Origin of the sequence: Amycolatopsis sp. NBC_00345, from assembly GCF_036116635.1 — a bacterium.
Classification (GTDB): domain Bacteria; phylum Actinomycetota; class Actinomycetes; order Mycobacteriales; family Pseudonocardiaceae; genus Amycolatopsis.
The window spans coordinates 7,568,956-7,592,341 of the sequence record NZ_CP107995.1 but is presented as its reverse complement, the minus strand read 5'-3'; the positions used below and the strand labels follow the sequence as shown (position 1 = coordinate 7,592,341).

Here is a 23,386-nt window from a genome sequence, read left to right as displayed (position 1 = left end):
GTGGCACTACTAGAAGTCCGCGACCTGAAGGTCGTGTTCCAACGCCGTGGCGAGGACCCGTTCGCGGCGGTCGACGGCGTCAGCTTCGACGTCGAGCCCGGCCAGACGATCGGCCTGGTCGGCGAGTCCGGCTGCGGCAAGTCCGTGACGTCGTTGGCGATCATGCGGCTGCTGGCCAAGCGCGGCAACAAGGTCACCGGCTCGGTGTCGTTCGAGGGCACCGACCTGATGAAGATCTCCGACCGCGAGATGCGGGACCGGCGCGGCCGCGACCTGGGCATGGTGTTCCAGGACCCGCTGTCCTCGCTGAACCCGGTGATCCCGATCGGGCTGCAGATCACCGAGGTGCTCGAACGGCACCGCGGGCTTTCGCGCAGCAAGGCGAAGATCGAGGCGACGGAGCTGCTCGACAAGGTCGGCATCCCCGACCCGGCCCGGCGGCTTTCCGAGTACCCGCACCAGCTTTCGGGCGGGATGCGGCAGCGCGCGCTGATCGCGATCGCGCTCGCCTGCCGGCCGCGGCTGCTCATCGCGGACGAGCCGACCACCGCGCTCGACGTCACCATCCAGGCCCAGATCCTCGCGCTGCTGCGTGAGCTGGTGCAGGACACCGGCACCGCGCTGATCATGATCACGCACGACCTCGGGGTCGTCGCCGGACTCTGCGACCAGGTGAACGTGCTCTACGGCGGCCGGATCGTGGAACGGGCCGAGCGGCACGCGCTGTTCGCCGAGCCGCGGCACCCGTACACCCACGGCCTGCTCGCGTCGATCCCGCGCCTCGACCAGGGCCGGGGCGAGAAGCTGGTGCCGATCCAGGGCTCGGTGTCGGACAACATCCCGTGGGACCACGGTTGCGCGTTCGCGCCCCGCTGCCCCAACGCACTGCCGGTGTGCCAGGAGCGCTCGCCGGAGCTGGTTCCCGATCAGAACGGCCTGCTGCGCTGCCACAACCCGGTCAAGCCCGCCGTGGCCGCCGGAGGGGGGACCCGATGACCGAGCCGAACACCGTGGCCGAGCCGAGCACAGAGGTCCTGCTCGAGGTCACCGGCCTCAAGGTGCACTTCCCGATCAAGCGGGGCGTCGTGGTCGACCGCACGATCGGGCACGTCTACGCGGTGGACGGCGTGGACCTGGCGATCCGCCGCGGCGAGACGTACGGCCTGGTCGGCGAGTCCGGCTGCGGGAAGTCCACGCTCGGCCGGGCGATCCTGCGGCTGAACGAGCCGACGGCGGGCAAGGTGATGTTCGACGGCACCGACGTCGCCCAGCTCAAGGGCGAGAAGCTGCGCAAGGCCCGGCGCCGGATGCAGATGATCTTCCAGGACCCGATGTCCAGCCTCGACCCGCGCCAGTCGGTGGAGTCCATCCTGCTCGAGGGCATGCACGCGCACGGCCTCGACAAGGACAAGGCGGCCACCGAGGCGCGGCTGCGCGAGCTGCTGGGCGCGGTCGGCCTGCCGGAGACGTCGCTGCGGAAGTACCCGCACGAGTTCTCCGGCGGCCAGCGCCAGCGCATCGGCATCGCGCGGGCGCTGGCGGTGGAGCCGGACCTGATCGTGGCCGACGAGCCGGTGTCCGCGCTGGACGTGTCGGTGCAGGCCCAGGTGGTCAACCTGCTGGAGGACCTGCAGGACGAGCTGGGCCTGACCTACCTGGTGATCGCGCACGACCTCGCCGTGGTGCGGCACATCTCCGACCGCATCGGCGTGATGTACCTGGGCGCGCTGGTCGAGGAGACCACGGCGGCCGAGCTGTACGAGAACCCGCTGCACCCGTACACGCGGGCGCTGCTCTCGGCCATCCCGGTGCCGGACCCGGTCGTGGAGGACACCCGCGAGCAGATCCTGCTGGCGGGCGACCTGCCCTCGCCGGCCAACCCGCCGACGGGCTGCCGTTTCCACACGCGGTGCCCGTGGCGGCAGGCCAGCCTGTGCGACACGGACCGGCCGCAGCTGCGCGAGATCGGTGCGGGCCACCGCGTGGCCTGCCACTACGCCGAGGACATCCGCGACGGGCGCATCACCCCGCACGAGGTGGAGCCGGAGCTGGTGGAGGTCACCGGCGCGCTGAACCCCGGCGCCGGCCCGCCGGACGTCGGGTCGGTCACGGAAATCCTTTAGCCCCAAGCGATAGTCCGTTAAGGCCTCCTTACCCGCGTCGCACGCGGGTAAGGAGGCCTTAACGGCTTTTCAGGGCCGGAGGTCGACGGCGGCGCGGAACGAGCCGTCCATGTGGAACGGCGTCGAGTTGTGCTCGTGGACGATGCGCCAGGCGCCGTCGACGCGGCGGAAGCACAACGTCGAGCGGAACCAGAGCGTGAACGGCTCGCTCATGCCCGCCGGGATCGCGGACATCTTCGCCAAGCTGGTCGCGAAGGCCAGCTCGCCGGACTCCGTCACCTCGACGTCGTGGTACTCGTACGTCACCGGGCTCGCGAAGGAGCCGAACCACTTCTCCAGGAACTCCGCCGACGCGCCGGTGTTGCGCAGCGGCGGGGCGAGGTCGAACTTCACGGCGCCCTCCGCGTATCCCGCCACCAGGCGTTCCGGGTCCTTGTCGCGCATGGCGGCGGTACGGTCGGCCAGCAGCTCGAGGATCTCGTTCTCGGACATTTTGATGCTCTCCTGGTTTCTCCGGGGGTTACGTTCGCTCGGGACGTCGAGACCGTGCCCGCAGCTTCGACATCCCGTGTGACAGAGATTCGAGGAGGCACCCGATGAAGTACCTGGTCCTGATCTACGGCAACCCGGCGTCGCGTTCGGCGTGGGCCGGCATGAGCGACGAGCAGAAAGCCGCGGGCCTGCGCGCGTACGTGGAGTTCAACGAGGAGCTGGACGCGTCCGGCGAGCGCATCGTCTCCGAGCGGCTGGCCGCGCCGGAGCTGACGAAACAGGTGATCGTGCGCGAAGACCGGGTGAGCACCACCGACGGGCCGTTCGCGGAGATCAAGGAACAGCTCGCGGGCGCCTACCTGCTGGAATGCGACACGGAGGAGCGCGCGCTGGAGATCGCCGCGCGGATCCCGGAGGCGCCGTACGCGACGATCGAGGTCCGGCCCGTGATGGGGCTGACCGGCGACGTGGGCTTCGAGCTGTGATCGAAGGCCTGCTGCGGGAGCTGGCGCCGCAGGTCGTCGGGGCGCTCGTGCGACGTTACGGCGGGTTCGACACGTGTGAGGACGCCGTGCAGGAAGCCCTGCTCGCGGCGGCCGTGCAGTGGCCGCGCGACGGCGTGCCGGACAACCCGAAGGCGTGGCTGATCACCACGGCTTCGCGGCGCCGGATCGAGTTGTGGCGCAGTGATTCGGCGCGGTTACGGCGGGAGGAGGCGGTTTTTGCCCTGGCGCCACCGGATCCGGACCCGGTGCCCGCGGTCGACGACACGCTCACCTTGCTGCTGCTCTGCTGCCACCCGGCGTTGACCAGGCCGTCGCAGGTCGCGTTGACGCTGCGGGCCGTCGGCGGGCTGACCACGGCCGAGATCGCGCGTGCGTACCTCGTGCCGGAGCCGACGATCGGCCAGCGCATCAGCCGCGCCAAGCAGCGTGTGAAAGGGACGGCGTTCAGCCTGCCGCCGCCGGACGAGCGGCCGTCGCGGATCGCGGCCGTGCTGCAGGTGCTGTACCTGGTATTCACGGAGGGGCACACGGCCAGCGCGGGCGCGGCGGTCGGCCGGGTCGAGCTGACGGCCGAGGCCATCCGCCTGGCGCGCCAGCTGCACGCCCTGCTCCCGGACGACGGCGAGGTCACCGGCCTGCTGGCGCTGATGCTGCTAACCGACGCACGCCGCCCGGCCCGCGTCGGCCCGGGTGGCACGACCGTCCCGCTCGCGGAGCAGGACCGCTCGCGCTGGGACTCCGGCGCGATCGCGGAAGGCGTCTCACTGGTCACGCACGCGCTCGCCACCGCGCCCGTCGGCCCGTACCAGCTGCAGGCCGCGATCGCCGCGGTGCACGACGAAGCGCCGACGGCCGCCGAGACGGACTGGCCGCAGATCCTCCTGCTGTACGACTTGTTGCGCCAGGTCGCGCCCGGGCCGATGGTGACGCTGAACCGGCTCGTCGCGCTGGCGGAGGTGGAGGGGCCGGCGGCCGCGCTGGCGGAGCTGGACGCGCTGGAGCCGTCCGGGCACTACCGCGCCGACGTCGTCCGCGCGCATCTGCTTGAGCGGTCGGGTGATCTGGCGGGCGCGCGCGAGTACTACACGAAGGCGGCGCAGCGGACGTTGAGCGCACCGGAGCAGGGGTACCTCGAATCGCGCGCTTTGCGTTGTTTGTCCGGAAAACCCTTACTCAAGGAGGACCCCACCCCCGACTGAAGGTTGACGCCGGGCCCGTCCGGCCCCGGTACGCTGCGGGGAACAGGTACGAAACCGGCAAGTCGCAGGGGGTAGGGCAAGTGAACATCGACCACGTGCTGGAGGCGATCCCTCCGCTGTCGGTCTATCTGCTGGTGGGCCTCGTGGTGATGGTGGAGAGCCTCGGGATCCCCCTGCCGGGCGAGATCGTCCTGGTCAGTGCCGCCCTGCTGGCGTCGTCGCACAGCGGGCTGAACCCGCTGTGGATCGGCGTGCTGGCCAGCGCGGGCGCGATCATCGGCGACAGCATCGGCTACCTGATCGGGAAAAAGGGCGGGAAACGGCTGTTCGACTGGGCCGGCCGCAAGTTCCCCAAGCACTTCGGGCCCCAGCACATCGCGAACGCCGAGCGGATGTTCCACAGACGCGGCATGTGGGCCGTGTTCTTCGGCCGTTTCGTCGCGGTGCTGCGCATCCTCGCCGGCCCCCTCGCCGGCTCGCTGAACATGCACTACCCGCGCTTCCTCATCGCGAACGCCCTCGGCGGCATCATCTGGGCCGGCGGCACCACGGCGCTGATCTACTACCTGGGCGTCGTCGCGGACAAGTGGCTGAAGGGCTTCCAGTGGGCCGGGCTCGGCGCCGCGTTGGTCATCGGGGTGGTCGTGACGCTGGTGCTGAAGAAGCGCATGTCCCGCACTCATGAGGAGACTCCGGCAGAGAAGGACGACGCGGTCGCCTGATCGGTCTCAAGCCGAATGCCAGGACTGCAGCTTGTGGTCTTGATTGCCCTGAAGGCCACCTTGAGGGACATAGATGCCCTGAAGGTGGCCTTCAGGGCATCATCGACTCGGCTGCGCAAGTTCCTGGCGGGGCGGGGGACTCAAGCCCCAGCCGGCAGAAGCTCCTCGTCCAGAATCGGGGCCGGCTTACGCCGCAGCGAACCGATCAGCACCCCGCCGATGACCACGGCCGCAGCGACGATCTCGAGCACCGTCGGCTGCTCGTTCAGTACGAAGAACGAAGCCGTCAGCCCGACGACCGGCACGAGTAGCGAGAACGGCGCGACCACGCCCGCGGGGTTGCGGCGCATCAGGGTGGTCCAGATGCCCGAGCCGACGATCGTGCCGAGCAGCACCACATAGGCCAGGCCGGCGAGTCCGACCAGGCCGGTCGGGGTGCCGAGGGTGGTCAGCGAGTGCCACTGCGCGGCCGGGCCCTCCAGCGCCAGCGACAGGGCGAACATCGGCAGCGGCGGGACCACCGACATCCACAGCGCCAGGTGCAACGGGTTGTCCGGCTCCGCGCGGCGCATGCTCAGGTTGCCGAACGCCCAGCTCAGCGCGGCCAGCAGGGTCAGGATCACCGGCAGCAGCGCGGCGTGGCCCGCCTGCTGCCACGCGATCGCCGTCATGCCGGCGACGGCCAGCAGGATGCCGATCAGCTGCCGGCCCGAGACGCGCTCGCGCAGCAGGATCGCGCCGAGCAGCACCGTGAACGGCGCCGAGGCCTGCAGCACCAGCGAGGCCAGGCCCGTCGGCATGCCGGTGTCCATCGCGACGAACAGGAACGCGAACTGGCCGGTGCCGAACCCGAGGCCGTAGCCGAGCAGGTACCGCAGCTTCACCCGCGGCCACGGCACGAACAGCACGGTCGGGATCGCGATCACCACGAACCGCAGCGCGCCCGCGAACATCGGCGGGAACTGGCCGAGCGTGGCGTGGATCGCGAGGAAGTTGCAGCCCCACAGGACGGCGACGAGTGCGGCGAGCAGGCGGTCACGAGCGGGCATGCCCCCACTGTGCCGACCGCGACCGTGAAGGACCAGTGAGAATAACTGCACCGACCGTGCAGTTTCGCTTCAACTAGGCTGGCCGGCGTGGACCTCGGAAGACTGCGGATGCTGCGCGAGTTCGCCGACCGCGGGAGCGTCACGGCGGCCGCGCAGGCGCTGCACTGCTCGCCGTCCGCGGTGTCCCAGCAGTTGCGGGCGTTGCAGGGCGAAGTCGGCGTGGCGTTGACCGAGCCGGCGGGCCGCGGCCTGCGGCTCACCGACGCGGGCCGCGCACTGGTCGCGCGCGCCGACGAGGTGCTGGCCGCGCTGGACCGCGCGGAGTCGGAGCTGGACACCTACCGCAGCGTGCCGCGGGGGCGGGTGCGGATCGCGATCTTCCAGTCGGCGGGCCTGATGCTGCTGCCGGGGCTGCTCCGCCGCATCGCCGCGTACGACGGGCTGGAGGTGGACGTCCGCGATGTCGACATGACGCCGCCGGAAGTGCCCGGCCTGGTCGCGGACTACGACGTGGTCGTCGCCCACCGCGACGAGCACGCGCCGGAGTTCCGGTCCGACCGGCTCGAGGTGGTCCCGCTGCTGCGCGAGCCGCTCGACGTCGCGCTCCCGACCGGGCACCACCTGGCGCGCCGCCGCCGCGTGGACCTCGCGGACCTCGCCGACGAACGCTGGATCAGCGTCGACCGCGGCTTCCCGGTCGACGACGTGCTGCGCTCGCTGACCATCCGCACCGGCGTGCGGCCGCAGATCGTCCAGCGCATCAACGATTTCCGCATCACCGAGCGCCTGGTCGCGGCCGGCCACGGGATCGCGTTGCTGCCGCGGTACACAATGGACACTCGACGGGGCAGTGGCCTGGTCTGCCGCCCGCTGGCCGGCATCCGCGCCGCCCGCCTGGTCGAAGCGGTCTGCCGCACGGGCGCGCCGTCCCGCCCGGCCGTGGCGACGGTGATCGACGAGTTCCGCGCGGAGGTCGCCGCCCTGACCGCTTGACGAGTCAGGTCGCGTAGCTGCGCAGATGCGCCACGGCGATCCGCAGCGAGTCCTCGATCGGGGTGATGTCGTTGCGGATGTGGCCGAGCAGCAGGCCGCCCTGCAGGCACGCCATGGCGGCCTGCGCGAGCCGCGCCGGGTCGGCGTCGGAACGCAGGGAACCGTTGTCACGCAAGGTTTCCAGGCCGTTCTTGAGGTGTGACTCCCACTCCAGGTAGGCGCGGTCCAGCAGGGCGCGCACGCGCGGGTCGTCGCCCAGCTCGCCCGCGATGTTGCCCAGCGGGCAGGCGATCGGGCCCGACGGGCCGCGGTGCAGCGTCAGGATCTGCTCGGCCCAGCGGTCGAAGTCCGGCCACGACCTCAGCTCACGGATCGCGGGCTGGTTGCCGATGATCTGCTCCAGGTACCGGTCGATCACGGCCTCGACCAGCTGGTCCTTGTTCTTGAAGTAGTGGTACATCTGCGATTTCCCGGCCCCGCTCGCGGCCAGCACCTTGTCGACGCTCGTGCCCGCGACGCCGTTGACATACATCAGTTCCGCGGCCGCGTCGACGATCGCGTCGCGGGTCCGCCGTCCGTGCGCCGTGACGGCCACGGTTGGTTGCGCCTCCATGTACCAGATAGTACAGTCACTGTCGCTGTACCAAACAGTACAACCAAAGGGGACGCTCGTGACCGAAACACTGCGGGACGCTTTGACCGGTATGAAGGAGAAGGCCAGGGAGATGTTGCCGAGCGAGGTGGGCGAGGTCTTCTTCGCCGACCAGGAACGGGCGGAGCGCGTCGCCGAGCGGGACAAGTTCGCCAAAACCGGTTCGCGGATGGACGACTTCACGCTGCCCGACGCGGCCGGCGGCGACGTCACGCTCAGCGCGCTCGTCGCCGACGGGCCCGCCGTGCTGGTCTTCTACCGCGGCGGCTGGTGCCCGTACTGCAACATCGCACTGCGCGCGTACCAGCAAGAACTGCTGCCCGCGTTGAAGGAGCGAGGAGTGCCGCTCGTCGCGATCAGCCCGCAGGCGCCCGACGGCTCGCTGAGCACGCGGGAGACCGGTGAACTGGAGTACTCCGTGCTGTCCGACGTCGGCAACCTCGTCGCCCGCGGTCTCGGCATCACCTTCCAGCCGACGGAAGACGTGCGGGCGGCGATGACGGCCGCCGGCGCAGACCTGGCCGAGCGCAACGGCGACGGGGGATGGGACCTGCCGCACCCGAGTGTGCTGGTCGTGGAGCCCGACCGCACGATCCGGTTCATCGACGTCCACCCGGACTACACGACGCGCACCGAGCCGGGTCAGGTCCTCGAAGCGCTGGCGCCGCGGCGGATGCCGTAAGTGATGGCCGAACCCAGGATCAGCGCGACGCCGAGGGAGAGCAGCAGGCTGATCCCGGGTTCGGTGATGAGCTGGCCGCCGGCGTAGCCGAGGAAGGCGACGTACGACGTCCAGAGCGTGACCCCCACGGCCGATGCGGTGAAGAACTCGCCCATCGGCCAGCGCAGCGAGCCGGCCAGCAGGGCGCCGATGGTGCCGCCCGAGGGCAGCCAGCGCGCGACGACGAGCACCGGGCGCGGGTGCTGCTGGAGGCGCCCGTCCAGCCAGTCGAGGCCGGCGGCGAGCTTGGGGCGGTGGCTGATGCGTTCCAGCACGCGGCTGCCGCCATAGCGGCCCAGCGCGTACAACGCCTGGTCGGAGGCGAGGCAGCCGGCGCTCGCGACGGCGATCACGGCGGCCAGCGAAGTCCCGCCCTGCGCGGCGGCGATGCCCATGCCGATGATCGTCACCTCGGTGGGCAGGATGGGCACCAGCGAGACGACGAACAGCACCACCAGCCCCGCCGTTGTCGCGTCCACACTTCCATTAACCGCCGAGCGGGCCCGGATGAGTCCCGTTCACCGGCTTCTCACAGCAAGGCACAGGCATCACACAGCTAATCCCGGAAACCCGGACAGGGTCTGTCAGGGTTTGGCCGGAGGGTGGAGCCGACCAAGTCCCTGAAGGCCACCTTGAGGGCATATCCGACCCTCATGGTGGCCTTCAGGGCGCTCTTGGGAATCAGGCCACTACGGAAGGGGACTTCACATGGGCACGGAACTGGCGGGCCAGGTCGCACTGGTGGCGGGCGGCACCCGCGGCGCGAGCCGGGCCATCGCGGTCGAGCTGGGCCGGGCCGGGGCGTTCGTCTACGTGACCGGGCGCTCGACGCGGGCCCGGCGGTCCGAAGTGGACCGTCCGGAGACGATCGAGGAGACGGTCGAGCTGATCGAGGCGGCCGGCGGCGAGGGCGTGGCCGTGCGGGTGGACCACCTGGAGAGCGCGGAGGTCGCCGCGCTGGCGGCCCGGATCGACGAGGAACGGCGCGGCCTGAACATCCTCGTCGACGGCCTGTGGGGCGGCGACCGCCACCTGGAGTGGGCCAAGCCGGTGTGGGAGCACTCGCTGGAGGCGGGCCTGCGCATGATCCGGCTGGGCATCGACGCGCACCTGATCACCAGCCACCACCTGCTGCCGTTGGTGCTCCGGCGCAAGGGCCTGGTGATCGAGCTGACCGACGGCACGGCCGAGTACAACGCGAAGTACCGCGAAGGGACTTCGCTGCCCTTCTACGTCGCCAAGGCTTCGGCGCACCTGCTCGCCATCGGCGAAGCGGCGGAGCTTGCTTCGCACGGCTGCACGGCCGTCGCGTTCACCCCGGGCTGGCTCCGTTCGGAGGCGATGCTCGACATCTTCGGCGTCACCGAGGAGAACTGGCGCGACGCGACGGCGCGAGAGCCGTACTTCGCCATCTCGGAGACGCCGACCTTCGCGGGCCGCACGGTGGCCGCCCTCGCCGCCGACCCGGACCGGCACAGCTGGACCGGCCAGACGTTGTCCAGCGGTCAGCTCGCCGCGCACTACGGCATCAACGACCTCGACGGCAGCCGTCCGGACGCCTGGCGCTACGTCGTCGAGGTCCAGGACGCCGGCAAGGACCCGGACACGACCGGGTACCGGTAGGTCAGGAATTGCGGGCGGCGATGGCGGCGCCGATCGCGGCCACCGCCGCCCGTACCTCCGGCGGGTCAAGGACTTCCGCGCCGGGGCCGAGCGACACGAGCTGGCCGACGGCGATTTCGTGGCTCTCCAGGGTGAGTTCGGCGTCGGCCCGGCCTTCGGCATCCCGCGGGCCGAGGGAGACGAGCACCTCGGCCAGGTGCTCGGCGCCGAAGACCCGCCGGAGCCCGCTGACGGCCGACGGGTCGAGCCGCGCCCGTACCCGCAACGGCAGCGCGACCTTTTCGAACTTCGCCGACGACGTGCGCCACCACAACGCCAGGTCGAAATCGGCCGGCCGTTCGAACACGGTGCCCAGCTCCTCGACGGTGAGGATCCGCGAGACCCGGTAAGTACGCAGCGGCTCGTCGCCCTCCGGGACCCGGGCCACCAGGTACCAGACGCCGGCCTTCAGCACGAGGCCCAGCGGTTCCAGCACCCGTGAAGCGGTCTTGTCCCGGCGTTGGTACCGGATCTCCAGGCGGCGCTGCGACCACACCGCGCGGGCCACCGCGGGCAGGGCGGCCGCATCGTCGGTGGGGCGGAACCAGGCGGGGGCGTCGAGGTGGAAACGGGCGGCCACGGTTTCGGCCTGCTCCCGCAGCTCGCGCGGCAAGCCGGCCGAAACCTTCGCGTGCGCGGCCGCCACGGCGGTGCCGAGGCCGAGGCCCGCGAGGGCGTCCGGGGCGTCCAAAGCCAGTAGCGCCACGGCTTCCCGTGAGGTCAGACCGTCCAAACGGGACCGCCAGCCGTCCATCAGCCGGACGCCGCCGTGCCGGCCGGGCTCGCTCCAGATCGGGACGCCGGCCTCGCGCAGGGCGGCCAGGTCACGGCGCATCGTGCGCTCCGTGACGCCCAGCTCGGCCGCGAGCGACCCCGCCGTGGCGGCGCGCCGCCGGTGGAGGGTGAACAGGAGGGCGACCAAGCGTTCGGCCCGCATCGGCCCAGCCTAAAGGGAAGTCGCGAGGGCGGCGGCCGGGCGAGGTGCGTACCCCGCCCGGCCGCCCGAGGTCGTTACCGGTTCGCGCGGTTGACCGCGCTCACCACCGCGCGCAGCGAGGCCGTGACGATCGACGCGTCGACGCCGATGCCCCAGAACACCCGGTCCGAGATCGCGCACTCGATGTACGACGCGGCGCGCGCGTCGTCGCCCGGGGTGAGGGTGTGCTCGCTGTAGTCCAGCAGCCGCAGGTCGAAGCCGACGGTCGACAGGGCGTCGAAGAACGCCGCGATCGGGCCGTTGCCGCGGCCGGTGATGTCGTGCTCGTCGCCGTCGACCTTCACGGTGGCCTCGATGTCGTACTCGCCGCCGCCGTTGTCGGTGACGCGCTGGCGGATCAGCTCCAGCGGCGTCGTCAGCTCCAGGTACTCGGTGGCGAACGCGTTCCACATCGTCGCCGGGGCGACCTCGCCGCCCTCGGAGTCGGTGTAGGTCTGGATCACCTTCGAGAACTCGATCTGCAGCCGGCGCGGCAGGTCGAGCTGGTGCTCGGCCTTCATGATGTACGCGACGCCGCCCTTGCCGGACTGCGAGTTCACCCGGATCACGGCCTCGTACGTGCGGCCGACGTCCTTCGGGTCGATCGGCAGGTACGGGACCTCCCACGGGTACTCGTCCAGCGGCACGCCCTGCTTGTCGGCAGCGTCCTTCAACGCGTCCAGGCCCTTGTTGATCGCGTCCTGGTGGCTGCCGGAGAAGGCGGTGAACACCAGGTCGCCGCCCCACGGCGAGCGCTCCGGCACGGGCAGCTGGTTGCAGTACTCGACGGTGCGCTTGATCTCGTCCATGTCGGAGAAGTCGATCTGCGGGTCGATGCCCTGGCTGTACAGGTTCATGCCCAGCGCGACCAGGTCGACGTTGCCGGTGCGCTCGCCGTTGCCGAACAGGCAGCCCTCGATCCGGTCCGCGCCGGCCTGGTAGCCCAGCTCGGCGGCGGCGATGCCGGTGCCGCGGTCGTTGTGCGGGTGCAGCGACAGGATCACCGAGTCGCGGCGGGCCAGGTTGCGGCTCATCCACTCGATCGAGTCGGCGTAGACGTTCGGCGTCGCCATCTCGACGGTCGCCGGCAGGTTCAGGATCACCGGCTTCTCCGGCGTCGGCTGCCAGATCTCCGTGACGGCGTTGCACACCTCGACGGCGTACGACAGCTCCGTGCCGGTGTAGGACTCGGGCGAGTACTGGAAGCGGAAGTCGGTGTCCGGCTGCTTCGCGGCCAGTTCCACGACCATCTCCGCGGCCTGCGTCGCGATCTTCTTGATGCCCTCGCGCTCCTCGCGGAACACCACGCGGCGCTGCAGGATCGACGTCGAGTTGTAGATGTGGACGATCGCGCGCGGCGCGCCTTCCAGCGACTTGAACGTGCGCTCGATCAGCTCCGGGCGGCACTGCGTCAGCACCTGGATGCTGACGTCGTCGGGGATCGCGCCCTCTTCGATGATCTCGCGGACGAAGTCGAAGTCCGTCTGCGAAGCGGCCGGGAAGCCGACCTCGATCTCCTTGTAGCCCATGCGGACCAGCAGGTCGAAGAACTTGCGCTTGCGCGCGGGCGACATCGGGTCGATCAGGGCCTGGTTGCCGTCGCGCAGGTCGACAGCGCACCACAGCGGCGCGCGCTCGATGCGCTTGGCCGGCCAGGTGCGGTCGGGCAGGTCGATGTCCTCGACCAGCTGGTGCCACGGGCGGTAGCGGTGGACCGGCATCGACGTGCCGCGCTGGGGGTTCCAGGACGGCTGGCCGGGCGCGGCCGGGCGCGACGGCGTGCGGATGCGGCTGGTGGACGTGCGGGGGTCGGGCGTGCGCGGGTCATGCGTATTCATCGGTGGAAGAACTCCTGAAGAGAATGGGTGCTGACGACCGGCACCACAAAGCCCCGCGACGAGGAGCCGGTCCTGGTCAGGCCCCGTCGCGGCAGCGAAGCAGGAGAGCACGCGCCACGGGCCCACCTTAACCGCGGACCGCCGCCGTTGTGAAGTCACCTCCGCGATCGAACTGTTACTTCGAGTGGACGCTAGGTGTTACCAGTGGGTAGCGGGCAGCGTCGTGGCGTGCCAGACTTCCCGGCATGGCCGAGCATGCCGAAGCGGAACCCGAAGAGGTGACCAAGGAGGCCGAGCCCCGGTCGAAGCGCGCGCCGATCGACTGGCGCCGTGGCCGTGAGCAGGCCTTTTCGGTCCTGGCCTCGGTGGTGCGGTGGGTCGGGCTGATCTTCGCCGCGCTGCTTGTGCTGCACGTGATCTTCGTGGTCGGCGAGGCCAACGCGGCCAACGGCATCGTCTCGTTCGTCCGCAGCTGGGCCGACGGCCTGTCGCTCGGCTTCAAGGACCTGTTCACACCGAGTGACGCCAAGCTCCGGGTGCTCGTCAACTACGGCATCGCGGCGATCTTCTGGCTGGTCGTCTCGGGGATCCTGACGAAGATCCTCCGCCGGATCGGCGGGGTCTCCTCCTGACGGCCCGGGCCGTCCACTCACGCAGAGTGAACGGCCCGTTCGCGCTCAGGGCTGCCAGGTGACGGCCTCGTCGCCGTAGTCCGTCCCCGGCGCCTGGTCGTGGTACTCGCCCTCGTTGTAGGACGCGCCGGTGACGGCCGTGCTTCCCTGCGCCAGCGCCAGGACGCAGCTCTCGTAGGTGGCGCCCTTCGTGGTGAACGCCTTGCCCGCGTCGCCGCTGTCGCACTTGTCGAACGTGCCGATCACGGAGACCTGCTGGGCCTCGGAGCCGTCGGGGAGCAGCGCGTCCATCAGGCCGAGCGACGAGTAGGAGAAGTCCGTGCCGCTTTCATTGGAGACGGTGACGCGCACGTAGTACGGCGTCATCCCCTTGGCCTTGTCGCCGAGGGCCAGCGGGGCGAGGTCGGCCTCGGCGCCCTTCTCGATCGCCTTGACGGTGACGCCGATCGCGCCCGTCTTGCTCTCGGACTTGAACGGCACGGTCGCCTTCTCGCCGAGCTTCAATTTGGTGCCCTGCTTGGTGAAGCTGCCCCCGGACGACTTCCCGGCGGGCGCGTCGGCGCTGCTCGACGCCGTACTCGTCTCGGCCTGGCTCGGCGCCGGAGCGCCGCCGGCCGCGGAGGGCGTGCCGCTCGTCTCGCCCGCACAGCCGGCCAGCGCCAGCACTGCCGCGGAGACCCCCAGGAACTCCAGCACACGGTTACGCATTTGTTTCTCCTCGCATCAACTGCTTCTGCGGGGCCTTCGATGTGGGGCCCCGTCCGGCGGTTCCCCGGACGGGCGACGTCACGCTCCGAGCCCGCGCGGACGCTGCGCGTGGAAAGCGGACGGCCCGCGAACCCGGCCAACCGGCCGGACCCGACTAGGCTTGACGAATGGAACGCCCGAGCCGGCCGCGTGCGGCGGGCAGGCTGCCCGGACCGCGGGGACCAGAGGACACGAGCCCGTTCGATCTCGTCGCCTTCGGGGCCTCGGCCGGTGGGATCAAGGCGCTCATCTCGGTGCTCGGGGACCTGCCGGCGGAGTTTCCCGTGCCGGTCCTCGTGGTCCAGCACCTCGATCCGAAGCACGACACGGTCATCGCCGTGATTCTCGGGCGGCGGTCGGAGCTGGCGGCGAAGCTGGCCGAGCCCGGTGACGCCGTCCAGTCCGGTGTTGTCTACTTCGCGCCGCCCGACCGGCACCTGCGCATCTCCGCCCGCGGCGTGCTGGCGCTCTCCGAAGAGGCCCACGTGAACTTCGTGCGCCCCGCCGCCGACGTGCTCTTCGAGTCCGTCGCGGACGGCTACGGCGAGCGGGCCGTGGTGTGTGTCCTGAGCGGAACCGGCGCGGACGGCGCGCGCGGCGCCGCCCGGGTCAAGGAACGGGGCGGCACGGTGGTCGTCGAGGACCCGGAGACCGCGGCGTTCGCCGGCATGCCCGACGCGGCCGTGCGGACCGGCGCGGCCGACTTCGTCCGCCCCCTGAACGAAATCGCCGGCGTGCTCGTCGGCCTGGTGAACGGAACTCTGTCGCGATGAGCACCCCCGAAGACGAGATCGAGGACGACGGCCACCTGGAGGAGCTGCTGACCTTCATCCGCGACTCGCGCGGCTTCGATTTCACCGGCTACAAAAGGACTTCGCTCGCGCGCCGGATCCGCAAGCGCATGCAGAGCGTGGGATTCGAGCGGTACGTTGACTACCGGGACTACCTCGAGAGCAACGCCAAGGAGTTCCAGGAGCTGTTCAACACCATCCTGATCAACGTCACGAGCTTCTTCCGCGACGTCGAGGCGTGGAGCTTCCTGCAGACCACGGTCGTGCCCGACCTGGTCGCGAAGACCGACCCCGGCCAGGAGATCCGGATCTGGAGCGCGGGCTGCTCCACCGGCCAAGAGGCGTACACGCTCGCGATCGCGTTCGCCGAGCACCTCGGCATCGAGGAGTGCACGAAGCGGGTCAAGATCTACGGCACCGACGTCGACGAGGAGGCCCTGCGCGAGGCGCGCGCCGGGGTGTACCCGGCGAGGGCGCTGGAGCGGGTTCCCGACGGGATGCGCGCGAAGTACTTCGAGCCGTCCGGTGAGCTGTTCGCGGTCCGCCGCGACCTGCGGCGCCGGGTGATCTTCGGCCGCCACGACGTCACGCGCGACGCGCCGATCTCGCGCGTGAACCTGCTCGCCTGCCGCAACACGTTGATGTACTTCAACGTCGAGGCACAGGTCAAGATCATCGAGCGGTTCCATTTCGCGCTGCACGAAAACGGTTACCTGTTCCTCGGCAAGGCCGAGATGCTGCTGTCGGACAGCGCGCGGTTCGACGTCGCCAACATGCGCCACCGCGTGTTCCGCCGCCGGCTCGGCGGCAGTCAGCCGCGCGGCACCCGGTTCGACCTGACGGCCGGGGCCGAGCTGCGCGACACGAACCGGCGACGGCTGGTCACCGACCTCGCGCTGGCCTCGGCGCCGGACGCGATGATCGGCGTCGACCGCGACGGCACGGTGGCCATGGTCAACGGCGCGGCGCGGCTCCAGTTCGGGCTCAGCTCCCACGACGTCGGCCGGCCCTTCCACGACCTGGAGGTCTCCTACCGCCCGACCGAGCTGCGCTCCGCGATCGACCAGGCCCACACCGAGCGCCGCAGCGTCCGGCTGAGCGCGGTGCAGCGCCGCCAGCCCGGTGACGAGGCGCAGCACTTCGACATCATCGTCCGGCCGCTGATCACCAGCGACGGCGAGGACGTCGGCGCCGCGATCACGTTCGCCGACACCACCGAGGCGACCCGGCTCCAGCGCGAGATCAAGCGCGCCCAGGAGAACCTGGCGACCGCGTACGCCGAGCTGCAGTCGACCAACGCGGAACTGGAGACGGTCAACGAGGAACTCCAGTCGAGCATCGAGGAACTGGAGACCACGAACGAGGAACTCCAGTCCACCAACGAAGAACTCGAGACCACGAACGAAGAACTCCAGTCGGGCAACGAAGAACTGGAGACCATGAACGAGGAGATGCGGATCCGCACGGCCGAGCTGGACGAGACGCGCACGTTCTTCGAAGGCGTGCTCTCCAGCGTCGAGGCCGGGGTGGTGGTCCTGGACGGGCAGCTGCAGGTGCGCAGCTGGAACCGCGGCGCGGAGGAGCTGTGGGGCCTGCGCGCCGACGAGGTCTACCGCGAGGACTTCTTCACGCTGGACTTCGGCCTGCCGACGGACACGCTGCGCGAGAGCGTCCGGACCTCCAACGAGACCGGCCGGCGGTCCGGTCCGCTGAAGGTCGACGCGGTGAACCGCAAGGGCCGCCCGCTGATCTGCCGGATCAGCTGCTCACCGCTGCACGGCCCGGGTGAAGGCGTGGTGCTGCTGATGGAGCAGGACCGGCACTCCTGACGGCTCAGCCGGCCGACGGCTTCCGGCCGCCATGGGGCTGCGGTTTCGCCTGTGCCGGCAACGGCAGCAGCTCCGCGACGGTCATGCTCCGGTCGACGAGCCGCTCGGCGACCGCGGTCAGCTTCCGGTTGCGCCCGCGCGCGTAGCTGCGCAGCAGCTTGAAGGCCTCTTCCATGCTGATCTCCAGTTTGCTGGAGATCAGGCCCTTGGCCTGCTCGATGACCACGCGGCTGCCCAGCGCGTGCTGCAGCTGCCCCGAGGTTTCGGTCAACGAGACCACGGCGCGGCGCTGGAGCATGCTGATCGTGGCGACGTCGGCGAGGCTCCTGGTGAGCCGGAAGTTCCCCTCCGACAGCCGGTCCGGCGCCGCGCCCAGCAGAGTGACCGAGCCGAGCGACGTCTCGCGCAGCCGCAGCGGGAACGCGTGCATCACGCGGAAGCCGAGCGCCAAGGCCGCCGGGGCCAGCTGCGGCCAGCTTTCGGCCGCGCTGTCCAGCCGGACGTCCACGACCGGGTCGCCGGTGAGCTCGCAGTCCGCGCCGGGGCCTTCCGCGACCAGCACCTCGCCCAGCGCCGCCGCCTCGAGCCGTTCGTCGGTGCACGCCACCACGGTCTCGGTGCCCTGGTCGGCGGTCGCGTTCAGGCGCACCGAGGTGTTCGTCAGCTCGGCGAACCGGCCGGCGACGCCCAGCCAGTAGGGCAGTGGTTCGAAACCGGGTACCAGCGTGTCGGCCAGCTCCAGCATCGTCTCGGCGAGCCATTCCTCGCGGTTGCGCATGGGCGCCATGCCTCCGGACACTGCGTTGGGGGCCACCCACAGTAGTCCTCGCCTTCATGATGCAAAAGGCAGCTTTCGCCCGGTTTCCGGGTGATGTCGCGCCGTGCGGTCCCGGCGTAGGCTCAGCGCATGAGGGACCGCTCCGACCGTGGGCGCGACTTGGCGGTCGTCCTGGGTCTCGTCGAAACCGAGCGGCTGCGGGCCGAGCGCGCAGCCGGCGTCGCCTCGCGGCACGAGGGCCTGGCCGCCACCGCCAGTGCCGGGATGCGCGCGTTCCACCTCCGGATGGCGGAGGTTCACCGCGGCAGCGAGCGCGCACACCGAGCCGCCGTGGTGATGCACGCCTGCTATGCCGACCGGACCGTCGGCCGGGGAGCTGCTCCGACCTTCATCGAGGCGATCGCCGAAGCCTGTGGTGCGCAGAGCACCGCCGTGACCCTGTTCGGCGCCCGCGCGGGCGACTCGATGGCGGCGACCTCCGACCCGCTCGCCGAGGCCGCCCAGGATCTCGAGTACGTCTACGGCGAGGGGCCCGCCATCACCGCGTTGACCGGGCCCGGCGAGCTGAGCCTGAGCGGCGGCGAACTGAGCCGTTACTGGCCCCAGTTCGGGGCGGCGGTCCAGGAAATCGGCGTGGTCTCGGTGGTCTCGGCACGGCTCGGCGCGGCCACCTCGCCACTGGGCGCGATCACCGTCTACCAGCCCCAGTCCGAAGAAGGTGCGCTGGCGGTGGGATCGCTGAGCGCGGTCGCCGAAGCGCTCACGAACACCGCGCTGCTGTCGATCGTCGAGACCGAGGACGGGCTGCCCGCCCACCCGCTGTTCGACGACGTCGGCCTCCGGCTGGTGGTGCACCAGGCCGCCGGGGTGGTCATGACCACCGGGAACTGCGGTGCGTCGGACGCGCTGGCGCTGATCCGCGCGCACGCGTTCGCGGCGGGCCGGAGCGTGCTGGACGTGGCGCTGGCGATCGTGGACCGGACTCTCGTCCTGCCCTGAACCCCTGTCCTGAACCCCGGCCGTGAACGGCTCGGGCAAGCGTTTGCGGTAGCTGTCCGTCACGGGATGACGGGGCTGCCCCAGCTGTCGCCGAAGGCGAACTCGTCGAGCGGCAGCCGCTGCCGCTGGGCCCGCTCGCGCTCGACCCGTCGCTCGTCCTCCAGCACCGACGCGTCGGCGAGGGAGCCGACGGCGATGGCGATCCGCGGCACGACGCCGTCGGGCAGCCCGAACGACGAGCGCACCGTCTCGGCGGAGAAGCCCGCCATCTGGTGCGCGACCAGGCCCAGCTCCACGGCCTGCAGCACCAGGTTCTCGCTCGCCAGGCCGAGGCCGTACTCGGCGTACGGGATCTCGCCCTTCTCGTTCGTGGTCACCATCACGCCGATCAGCAGCGCGCTCGCGCGGAACGCCCACGCCTGGTTCCCCGAGTTCAGCGCGTCGAGGATCAGGGTGAACGCGCGGTCGCCACGGCGACCGGCCAGATAGCGGGCCGGCTGGGTGTTGCCGAAGGACGGCGCCCAGCGGGCGGCCTCCAGCAGGGCGGTCAGCTGCGGCCCGGTCAGCTCGGCCGCGGCGTCGAAGGCTCGGGGGCTCCAGCGCTCGGCGATGGCCGGCGTGAGGGGGACACTCGTCTCGGCGGTTTTGCGCACGGAAAGCACCGTAGTGCGGGCGTAGTGCTCTCCATCACTCCGGCGAAAGGGCTCCCCGTATTTCGGTGGCGTTAAGGAAGATTTACTTCCGAATGGCCCCCGATCAGTGGCCGACACCACTCGATGGGGTGGCGGGCGGCGAGCGCCCCGGTAGGCTTTTCCCAAATGAAGGGACGCGGGGGCTCCTCGGTGCCCACCAGGAGCAGACCCGGCCCGTCAAGGAGGTTCGGGCGTGGCCCTCGTGGTCCAGAAGTACGGCGGATCGTCGCTGGAAAGTGCCGACCGGATCAAGCGCGTCGCGGAGCGCATCGTCGCCACCAAAAAGGCGGGCAACGATGTCGTCGTGGTGTGCTCGGCGATGGGCGACACCACCGACGAGCTGCTTGACCTGGCGCAGCAGGTGAACCCGGCGCCGCCGGAGCGGGAGATGGACATGCTGCTCACCGCCGGTGAGCGCATCTCGAACTCGCTGGTCGCCATGGCCATCGCGGCCCAGGGGGCTGAGGCGTGGTCGTTCACCGGCTCGCAGGCCGGTGTCGTCACCACGTCGGTGCACGGCAACGCGCGCATCATCGACGTCACGCCGAGCCGCGTCACGGAGGCCCTCGAACAGGGTTACGTCGCGCTGGTGGCCGGTTTCCAGGGCGTGGCCCAGGACACCAAGGACATCACCACGCTCGGCCGCGGCGGCTCGGACACCACGGCCGTCGCGCTCGCCGCGGCGCTGAACGCCGACGTCTGCGAGATCTATTCCGATGTGGACGGTGTGTACACCGCCGACCCGCGGATCGTGCCGGACGCGAAGAAGCTCGACACCATCCCGTACGAGGAGATGCTGGAGCTGGCCGCGAGCGGGTCGAAGATCCTGCACCTGCGCTCGGTCGAATACGCGCGCCGCTACGGCGTGCCGATCCGAGTCCGCTCTTCCTACAGTGACAAGCCGGGCACCACCGTGGCCGGTTCAATCGAGGAGATCCCCGTGGAACAAGCGCTGATCACCGGTGTGGCACACGACCGCTCCGAGGCCAAGATCACGGTCACCGGCGTGCCGGACACCGCCGGCGCGGCGGCCCGGATCTTCCGCGTGATCGCCGACGCCGAGATCGACATCGACATGGTGCTGCAGAACGTGTCCAGCACCGTCTCCGGCCGGACCGACATCACCTTCACGCTGTCGAAGGCCAACGGCGCCAAGGCGGTCAAGGAGCTGGAGAAGGTCAAGGCGGAGATCGGCTTCGAGTCGGTGCTCTACGACGACCACGTCGGCAAGGTCTCGCTCGTCGGCGCGGGCATGCGCTCGCATCCCGGCGTCACGGCGACGTTCTGCGAGGCGCTGGCCTCCTCCGGCGTGAACATCGAGATCATCAACACCTCGGAGATCCGGATCTCGGTGCTGATCCGCGACGCGCAGCTGGACGAGGCCGTGCGCGCGATCCACGAGGCGTTCGAGCTCGGCGGCGACGAGGAAGCCGTCGTCTACGCGGGGAGTGGTCGCTGATGGCCGGCGGGCTTCGCGTCGGGGTGGTCGGGGCGACCGGCCAGGTCGGCGCCGTGATGAGGAAACTGCTGGCGGAGCGGGACTTCCCGGTCGAGGAGCTGCGCTACTTCGCGTCGTCGCGCTCGGCGGGCACCAAGTTGCCCTGGCGGGACACCGAGATCGTGGTCGAGGACGCGGCCACGGCGGATCCGTCCGGTTTGGACATCGCGCTGTTCTCCGCGGGCGGCGCGACGTCGAAGGAGCAGTCCCCCCGGTTCGCCGCCGCGGGCGTGACGGTGATCGACAACTCGTCGGCGTTCCGGCGTGACCCGGACGTGCCGCTGGTCGTCAGCGAGGTGAACCCGGAGGCAATTAAACTCGCTGGGCGGGGGATCATCGCGAACCCCAACTGCACCACGATGGCCGCGATGCCGGTGCTCAAGCCGCTGCACGACGAGGCGGGCCTGCTCCGGCTGATCGCGAGCACGTACCAGGCGGTGTCCGGCAGCGGCCTGGCCGGCGTCGACGAGCTGGCGGCGCAGGTGAACGCCGTCGCGACGCGCGCGGCCTCGTTGACCCACAACGGTTCCGCGGTGGAGTTCCCCGCGCCCGCCAAGTACGTCGCCCCGATCGCGTTCAACGTCCTGCCGCTGGCTGGATCCATTGTGGACGATGGATCGTTCGAGACGGACGAAGAGCAGAAGCTGCGCAACGAAAGCCGCAAGATCCTCGGCCTGCCGGACCTGCTGGTGTCCGGCACCTGCGTGCGCGTCCCGGTGTTCACCGGCCACGCGCTGTCGGTGAACGTGGAATTCGAGCGCCCCCTTTCGGTCGCCCGCGCGACCGAGCTGCTTTCGCACGCCCCGGGCGTCCAGCTCTCGGACGTCCCGACCCCACTGCAGGCCGCGGGCGCCGACCCCAGCTTCGTCGGCCGCATCCGCACCGACCCGGGCGTCCCCGACGGCCGTGGCCTGGCCCTGTTCCTCACCGCGGACAACCTGCGCAAGGGCGCGGCGCTGAACGCGGTCCAGATCGCGGAGCTGATCGCCGGGGACCGCTGAGTCGTTGGTACTGAAGGGCTCCCTGCGAGATTTCGCGGGGAGCCTTTCGTTTTCCGGACCGTCGAGCCGGGCGAAATGAGTTGACCGACGTTGCCCGGCGTCACCGCGCAGGTCGGCGGTGCCCGTCAGCTGCCGGTCTCGGACACCAGCAACGATGCTGTATTGATGCTGGGACTGCTCTACCACCTCGTCGACCCGGCTGACCGCGCACGGGCCCGCCTGAATTCGGTTGTCCGGCACCGTTCCGCCAGGGATGCTGGACGTCGTTGTCCCTTTCAGGAAAGGAAAGTCATGTACACGGCGGTCGAAGGCGCACGCGTGCCGATCCGGATGTGGGCGGACCCCGCGTCGGTCGAAGAGCAGGCGATGCGACAGCTGCGTAACGTCGCCAACTTGCCGTGGGTGCACGGCGTCGCGGTCATGCCCGACGTCCACTACGGCAAGGGCGCGACCGTGGGCAGCGTGATCGCCATGCGTGACGCGGTTTCGCCGGCCGCGGTCGGCGTTGACATCGGGTGCGGGATGAGCGCGGTCCGGACGTCGCTCACGGCGGCGGACCTGCCGGACGACCTCGGCCGGCTGCGGCGTCGCATCGAGTCGGCCGTGCCCGTCGGGTTCGGGCTGCACAAGACGCCCGTGAACCCGGCCAAGGTGCACGGCGTCGGCGGCTGGGACGCGTTCTGGAAGTCGTTCGGCGACCTCCACCAGGGCGTCCAGGAGCTGGGCGACCGCGCGGCCCGCCAGATCGGCAGCCTCGGCGGCGGCAACCACTTCATCGAGGTCTGCCTCGAACAGGGCGGCGACGACGAGGGCCGCGTCTGGCTGATGCTGCACTCCGGTTCGCGGAACATCGGCAAGGAGCTGGCGGAGCGGCACATGGCCGTCGCGCGGAAGCTGCCGCACAACAACGACCTGCCGGACCCCGACCTGTCGGTGTTCGTCGCCGGCACGCCGGAGATGCAGGCCTACCGGCGCGACCTGTTCTGGGCGCAGGACTACGCGGCGCGCAACCGCGCCACGATGGTCGCGCTGGTCAAGCTGGCCGTCGCCGAGGTGGTCCCCGGGACCAAGTTCGACGACTCCATCAGCTGCCACCACAACTACGTCGCCGAGGAGACCTACGACGGTGTCGACCTGCTCGTCACCCGCAAGGGCGCGATCCGCGCGGGGGCCGGCGACCTCGGGATCATCCCGGGCAGCATGGGCACGGGCTCGTACATCGTGCGCGGGCTGGGCAACACGTCGTCGTTCGAGTCGGCTTCGCACGGGGCGGGGCGCCGGATGTCGCGTACCAAGGCGAAGAAGACGTTCACCGCGGACGACCTCGCGGCGCAGACGGAAGGCGTCGAATGCCGCAAGGACTCGGGCGTCGTCGACGAGATTCCGGCGGCGTACAAGGACATCGAGACGGTGATCAAGGCGCAGACGGACCTCGTCGAGGTGGTCGCGCACCTCAAGCAGGTGGTCTGCGTCAAGGGTTAGGGGG

24 protein-coding genes are annotated in these 23,386 nt (G+C 70.5%); 15 read left to right on the top strand and 9 right to left on the bottom strand.

What is annotated here, in order from left to right:
• Positions 1-996, top strand: a complete 996-nt coding sequence (locus OG943_RS34275) for an ABC transporter ATP-binding protein (protein ID WP_328605067.1) — start codon at positions 1-3, stop codon at positions 994-996.
• A complete protein-coding gene (locus OG943_RS34270; protein WP_328605066.1) occupies positions 993-2,123 on the top strand; it encodes an ABC transporter ATP-binding protein in 1,131 nt (376 codons plus the stop codon). Before OG943_RS34275 ends, OG943_RS34270 begins: the two co-directional genes overlap by 4 nt.
• A 69-nt stretch (positions 2,124-2,192) precedes the next feature.
• Here the strand turns inward: OG943_RS34270 and OG943_RS34265 are convergent, their stop codons facing one another.
• Entirely contained in the window at positions 2,193-2,615 is a 423-nt protein-coding gene (locus tag OG943_RS34265; protein ID WP_328605065.1) for a YybH family protein, read from the bottom strand.
• A 104-nt stretch (positions 2,616-2,719) separates the two neighbouring features.
• Here OG943_RS34265 and OG943_RS34260 point away from each other — a divergent pair, with 104 nt between their 5' ends.
• The 3 genes from OG943_RS34260 (at position 2,720) to OG943_RS34250 (ending at position 5,042) form a co-directional block, all read left to right on the top strand.
• A complete protein-coding gene (locus OG943_RS34260) occupies positions 2,720-3,100 on the top strand; it encodes a YciI family protein (RefSeq protein WP_328605064.1) in 381 nt (126 codons plus the stop codon).
• Positions 3,097-4,320, top strand: coding sequence for an RNA polymerase sigma factor (locus OG943_RS34255; protein WP_328605063.1), 1,224 nt, complete (start codon positions 3,097-3,099; stop codon positions 4,318-4,320). Before OG943_RS34260 ends, OG943_RS34255 begins: the two co-directional genes overlap by 4 nt.
• 80 nt (positions 4,321-4,400) lie before the next feature.
• A complete protein-coding gene (locus OG943_RS34250; RefSeq protein WP_328605062.1) occupies positions 4,401-5,042 on the top strand; it encodes a DedA family protein in 642 nt (213 codons plus the stop codon).
• A gap of 140 nt (positions 5,043-5,182) precedes the next feature.
• On the opposite strand, the gene OG943_RS34245 is transcribed toward OG943_RS34250, so the two are convergent.
• Positions 5,183-6,091, bottom strand: a complete 909-nt coding sequence (locus OG943_RS34245) for an EamA family transporter (protein WP_328605061.1) — start codon at positions 6,089-6,091, stop codon at positions 5,183-5,185.
• Between the two features lie 87 nt (positions 6,092-6,178).
• Between OG943_RS34245 and OG943_RS34240 the strand changes: the two genes are divergently transcribed.
• Positions 6,179-7,084, top strand: a complete 906-nt coding sequence (locus OG943_RS34240; protein ID WP_328605060.1) for a LysR family transcriptional regulator — start codon at positions 6,179-6,181, stop codon at positions 7,082-7,084.
• Positions 7,085-7,088: 4 nt separating this feature from the next.
• Here the strand turns inward: OG943_RS34240 and OG943_RS34235 are convergent, their stop codons facing one another.
• Entirely contained in the window at positions 7,089-7,697 is a 609-nt protein-coding gene (locus OG943_RS34235; RefSeq protein ID WP_328605059.1) for a TetR/AcrR family transcriptional regulator, read from the bottom strand.
• Between the two features lie 58 nt (positions 7,698-7,755).
• Here OG943_RS34235 and OG943_RS34230 point away from each other — a divergent pair, with 58 nt between their 5' ends.
• Complete coding sequence (locus OG943_RS34230) at positions 7,756-8,418, top strand: peroxiredoxin-like family protein (RefSeq protein ID WP_328605058.1); 663 nt, start codon at positions 7,756-7,758, stop codon at positions 8,416-8,418.
• Here OG943_RS34230 and OG943_RS34225 read toward each other — a convergent pair.
• Positions 8,379-8,936, bottom strand: a complete 558-nt coding sequence (locus tag OG943_RS34225) for a DedA family protein (RefSeq protein ID WP_328605057.1) — start codon at positions 8,934-8,936, stop codon at positions 8,379-8,381. The two genes, OG943_RS34230 and OG943_RS34225, sit on opposite strands and share 40 nt — an antisense overlap.
• Positions 8,937-9,165: 229 nt before the next feature.
• On the opposite strand from OG943_RS34225, the gene OG943_RS34220 reads away from it, so the two are divergent.
• Positions 9,166-10,080 (top strand): SDR family oxidoreductase, encoded by a 915-nt coding sequence (locus OG943_RS34220; RefSeq protein ID WP_328605056.1) that lies wholly within the window; start codon positions 9,166-9,168, stop codon positions 10,078-10,080.
• Between the two features lies 1 nt (position 10,081).
• On the opposite strand, the gene OG943_RS34215 is transcribed toward OG943_RS34220, so the two are convergent.
• Both OG943_RS34215 and leuA read right to left on the bottom strand, forming a co-directional pair.
• Positions 10,082-11,056 carry a helix-turn-helix transcriptional regulator gene (locus tag OG943_RS34215; protein WP_328605055.1) on the bottom strand — a complete coding sequence of 325 codons (975 nt, stop codon included), beginning with the start codon at positions 11,054-11,056 and terminating at the stop codon, positions 10,082-10,084.
• A gap of 74 nt (positions 11,057-11,130) precedes the next feature.
• Positions 11,131-12,933, bottom strand: a complete 1,803-nt coding sequence (gene leuA, locus OG943_RS34210) for a 2-isopropylmalate synthase (protein WP_328605054.1) — start codon at positions 12,931-12,933, stop codon at positions 11,131-11,133.
• A gap of 245 nt (positions 12,934-13,178) precedes the next feature.
• Here leuA and OG943_RS34205 point away from each other — a divergent pair, with 245 nt between their 5' ends.
• Positions 13,179-13,565, top strand: coding sequence for a hypothetical protein (locus tag OG943_RS34205; protein WP_328605053.1), 387 nt, complete (start codon positions 13,179-13,181; stop codon positions 13,563-13,565).
• 45 nt (positions 13,566-13,610) lie between these two features.
• Here the strand turns inward: OG943_RS34205 and OG943_RS34200 are convergent, their stop codons facing one another.
• Positions 13,611-14,273: a hypothetical protein gene (locus tag OG943_RS34200; RefSeq protein WP_328605052.1), complete on the bottom strand. Its 663-nt coding sequence runs from the start codon at positions 14,271-14,273 to the stop codon at positions 13,611-13,613.
• Between the two features lie 167 nt (positions 14,274-14,440).
• On the opposite strand from OG943_RS34200, the gene OG943_RS34195 reads away from it, so the two are divergent.
• Both OG943_RS34195 and OG943_RS34190 read left to right on the top strand, forming a co-directional pair.
• Positions 14,441-15,085 carry a chemotaxis protein CheB gene (locus tag OG943_RS34195; protein WP_328605051.1) on the top strand — a complete coding sequence of 215 codons (645 nt, stop codon included), beginning with the start codon at positions 14,441-14,443 and terminating at the stop codon, positions 15,083-15,085.
• The gene (locus OG943_RS34190) at positions 15,082-16,932 is read left to right on the top strand and encodes a CheR family methyltransferase (protein ID WP_328605050.1); all 1,851 of its coding nucleotides are present in this window, start codon (positions 15,082-15,084) and stop codon (positions 16,930-16,932) included. The genes OG943_RS34195 and OG943_RS34190 overlap by 4 nt, the downstream gene beginning before the upstream one ends.
• A 4-nt stretch (positions 16,933-16,936) precedes the next feature.
• Here the strand turns inward: OG943_RS34190 and OG943_RS34185 are convergent, their stop codons facing one another.
• Positions 16,937-17,746, bottom strand: coding sequence for an ANTAR domain-containing protein (locus tag OG943_RS34185; RefSeq protein ID WP_328605049.1), 810 nt, complete (start codon positions 17,744-17,746; stop codon positions 16,937-16,939).
• A gap of 93 nt (positions 17,747-17,839) precedes the next feature.
• Between OG943_RS34185 and OG943_RS34180 the strand changes: the two genes are divergently transcribed.
• Complete coding sequence (locus tag OG943_RS34180; protein ID WP_328605048.1) at positions 17,840-18,709, top strand: ANTAR domain-containing protein; 870 nt, start codon at positions 17,840-17,842, stop codon at positions 18,707-18,709.
• A gap of 59 nt (positions 18,710-18,768) precedes the next feature.
• On the opposite strand, the gene OG943_RS34175 is transcribed toward OG943_RS34180, so the two are convergent.
• Positions 18,769-19,362 (bottom strand): nitroreductase family protein, encoded by a 594-nt coding sequence (locus OG943_RS34175; RefSeq protein ID WP_328605047.1) that lies wholly within the window; start codon positions 19,360-19,362, stop codon positions 18,769-18,771.
• A 232-nt stretch (positions 19,363-19,594) separates the two neighbouring features.
• Here OG943_RS34175 and OG943_RS34170 point away from each other — a divergent pair, with 232 nt between their 5' ends.
• From OG943_RS34170 to OG943_RS34160, 3 genes are all read left to right on the top strand, one after another.
• Complete coding sequence (locus OG943_RS34170) at positions 19,595-20,860, top strand: aspartate kinase (RefSeq protein ID WP_328605046.1); 1,266 nt, start codon at positions 19,595-19,597, stop codon at positions 20,858-20,860.
• Positions 20,860-21,900 (top strand): aspartate-semialdehyde dehydrogenase, encoded by a 1,041-nt coding sequence (locus OG943_RS34165; protein ID WP_328605045.1) that lies wholly within the window; start codon positions 20,860-20,862, stop codon positions 21,898-21,900. The genes OG943_RS34170 and OG943_RS34165 overlap by 1 nt, the downstream gene beginning before the upstream one ends.
• 291 nt (positions 21,901-22,191) lie before the next feature.
• Complete coding sequence (locus tag OG943_RS34160; RefSeq protein ID WP_328605044.1) at positions 22,192-23,382, top strand: RtcB family protein; 1,191 nt, start codon at positions 22,192-22,194, stop codon at positions 23,380-23,382.
• Positions 23,383-23,386: the final 4 nt, after the last annotated feature.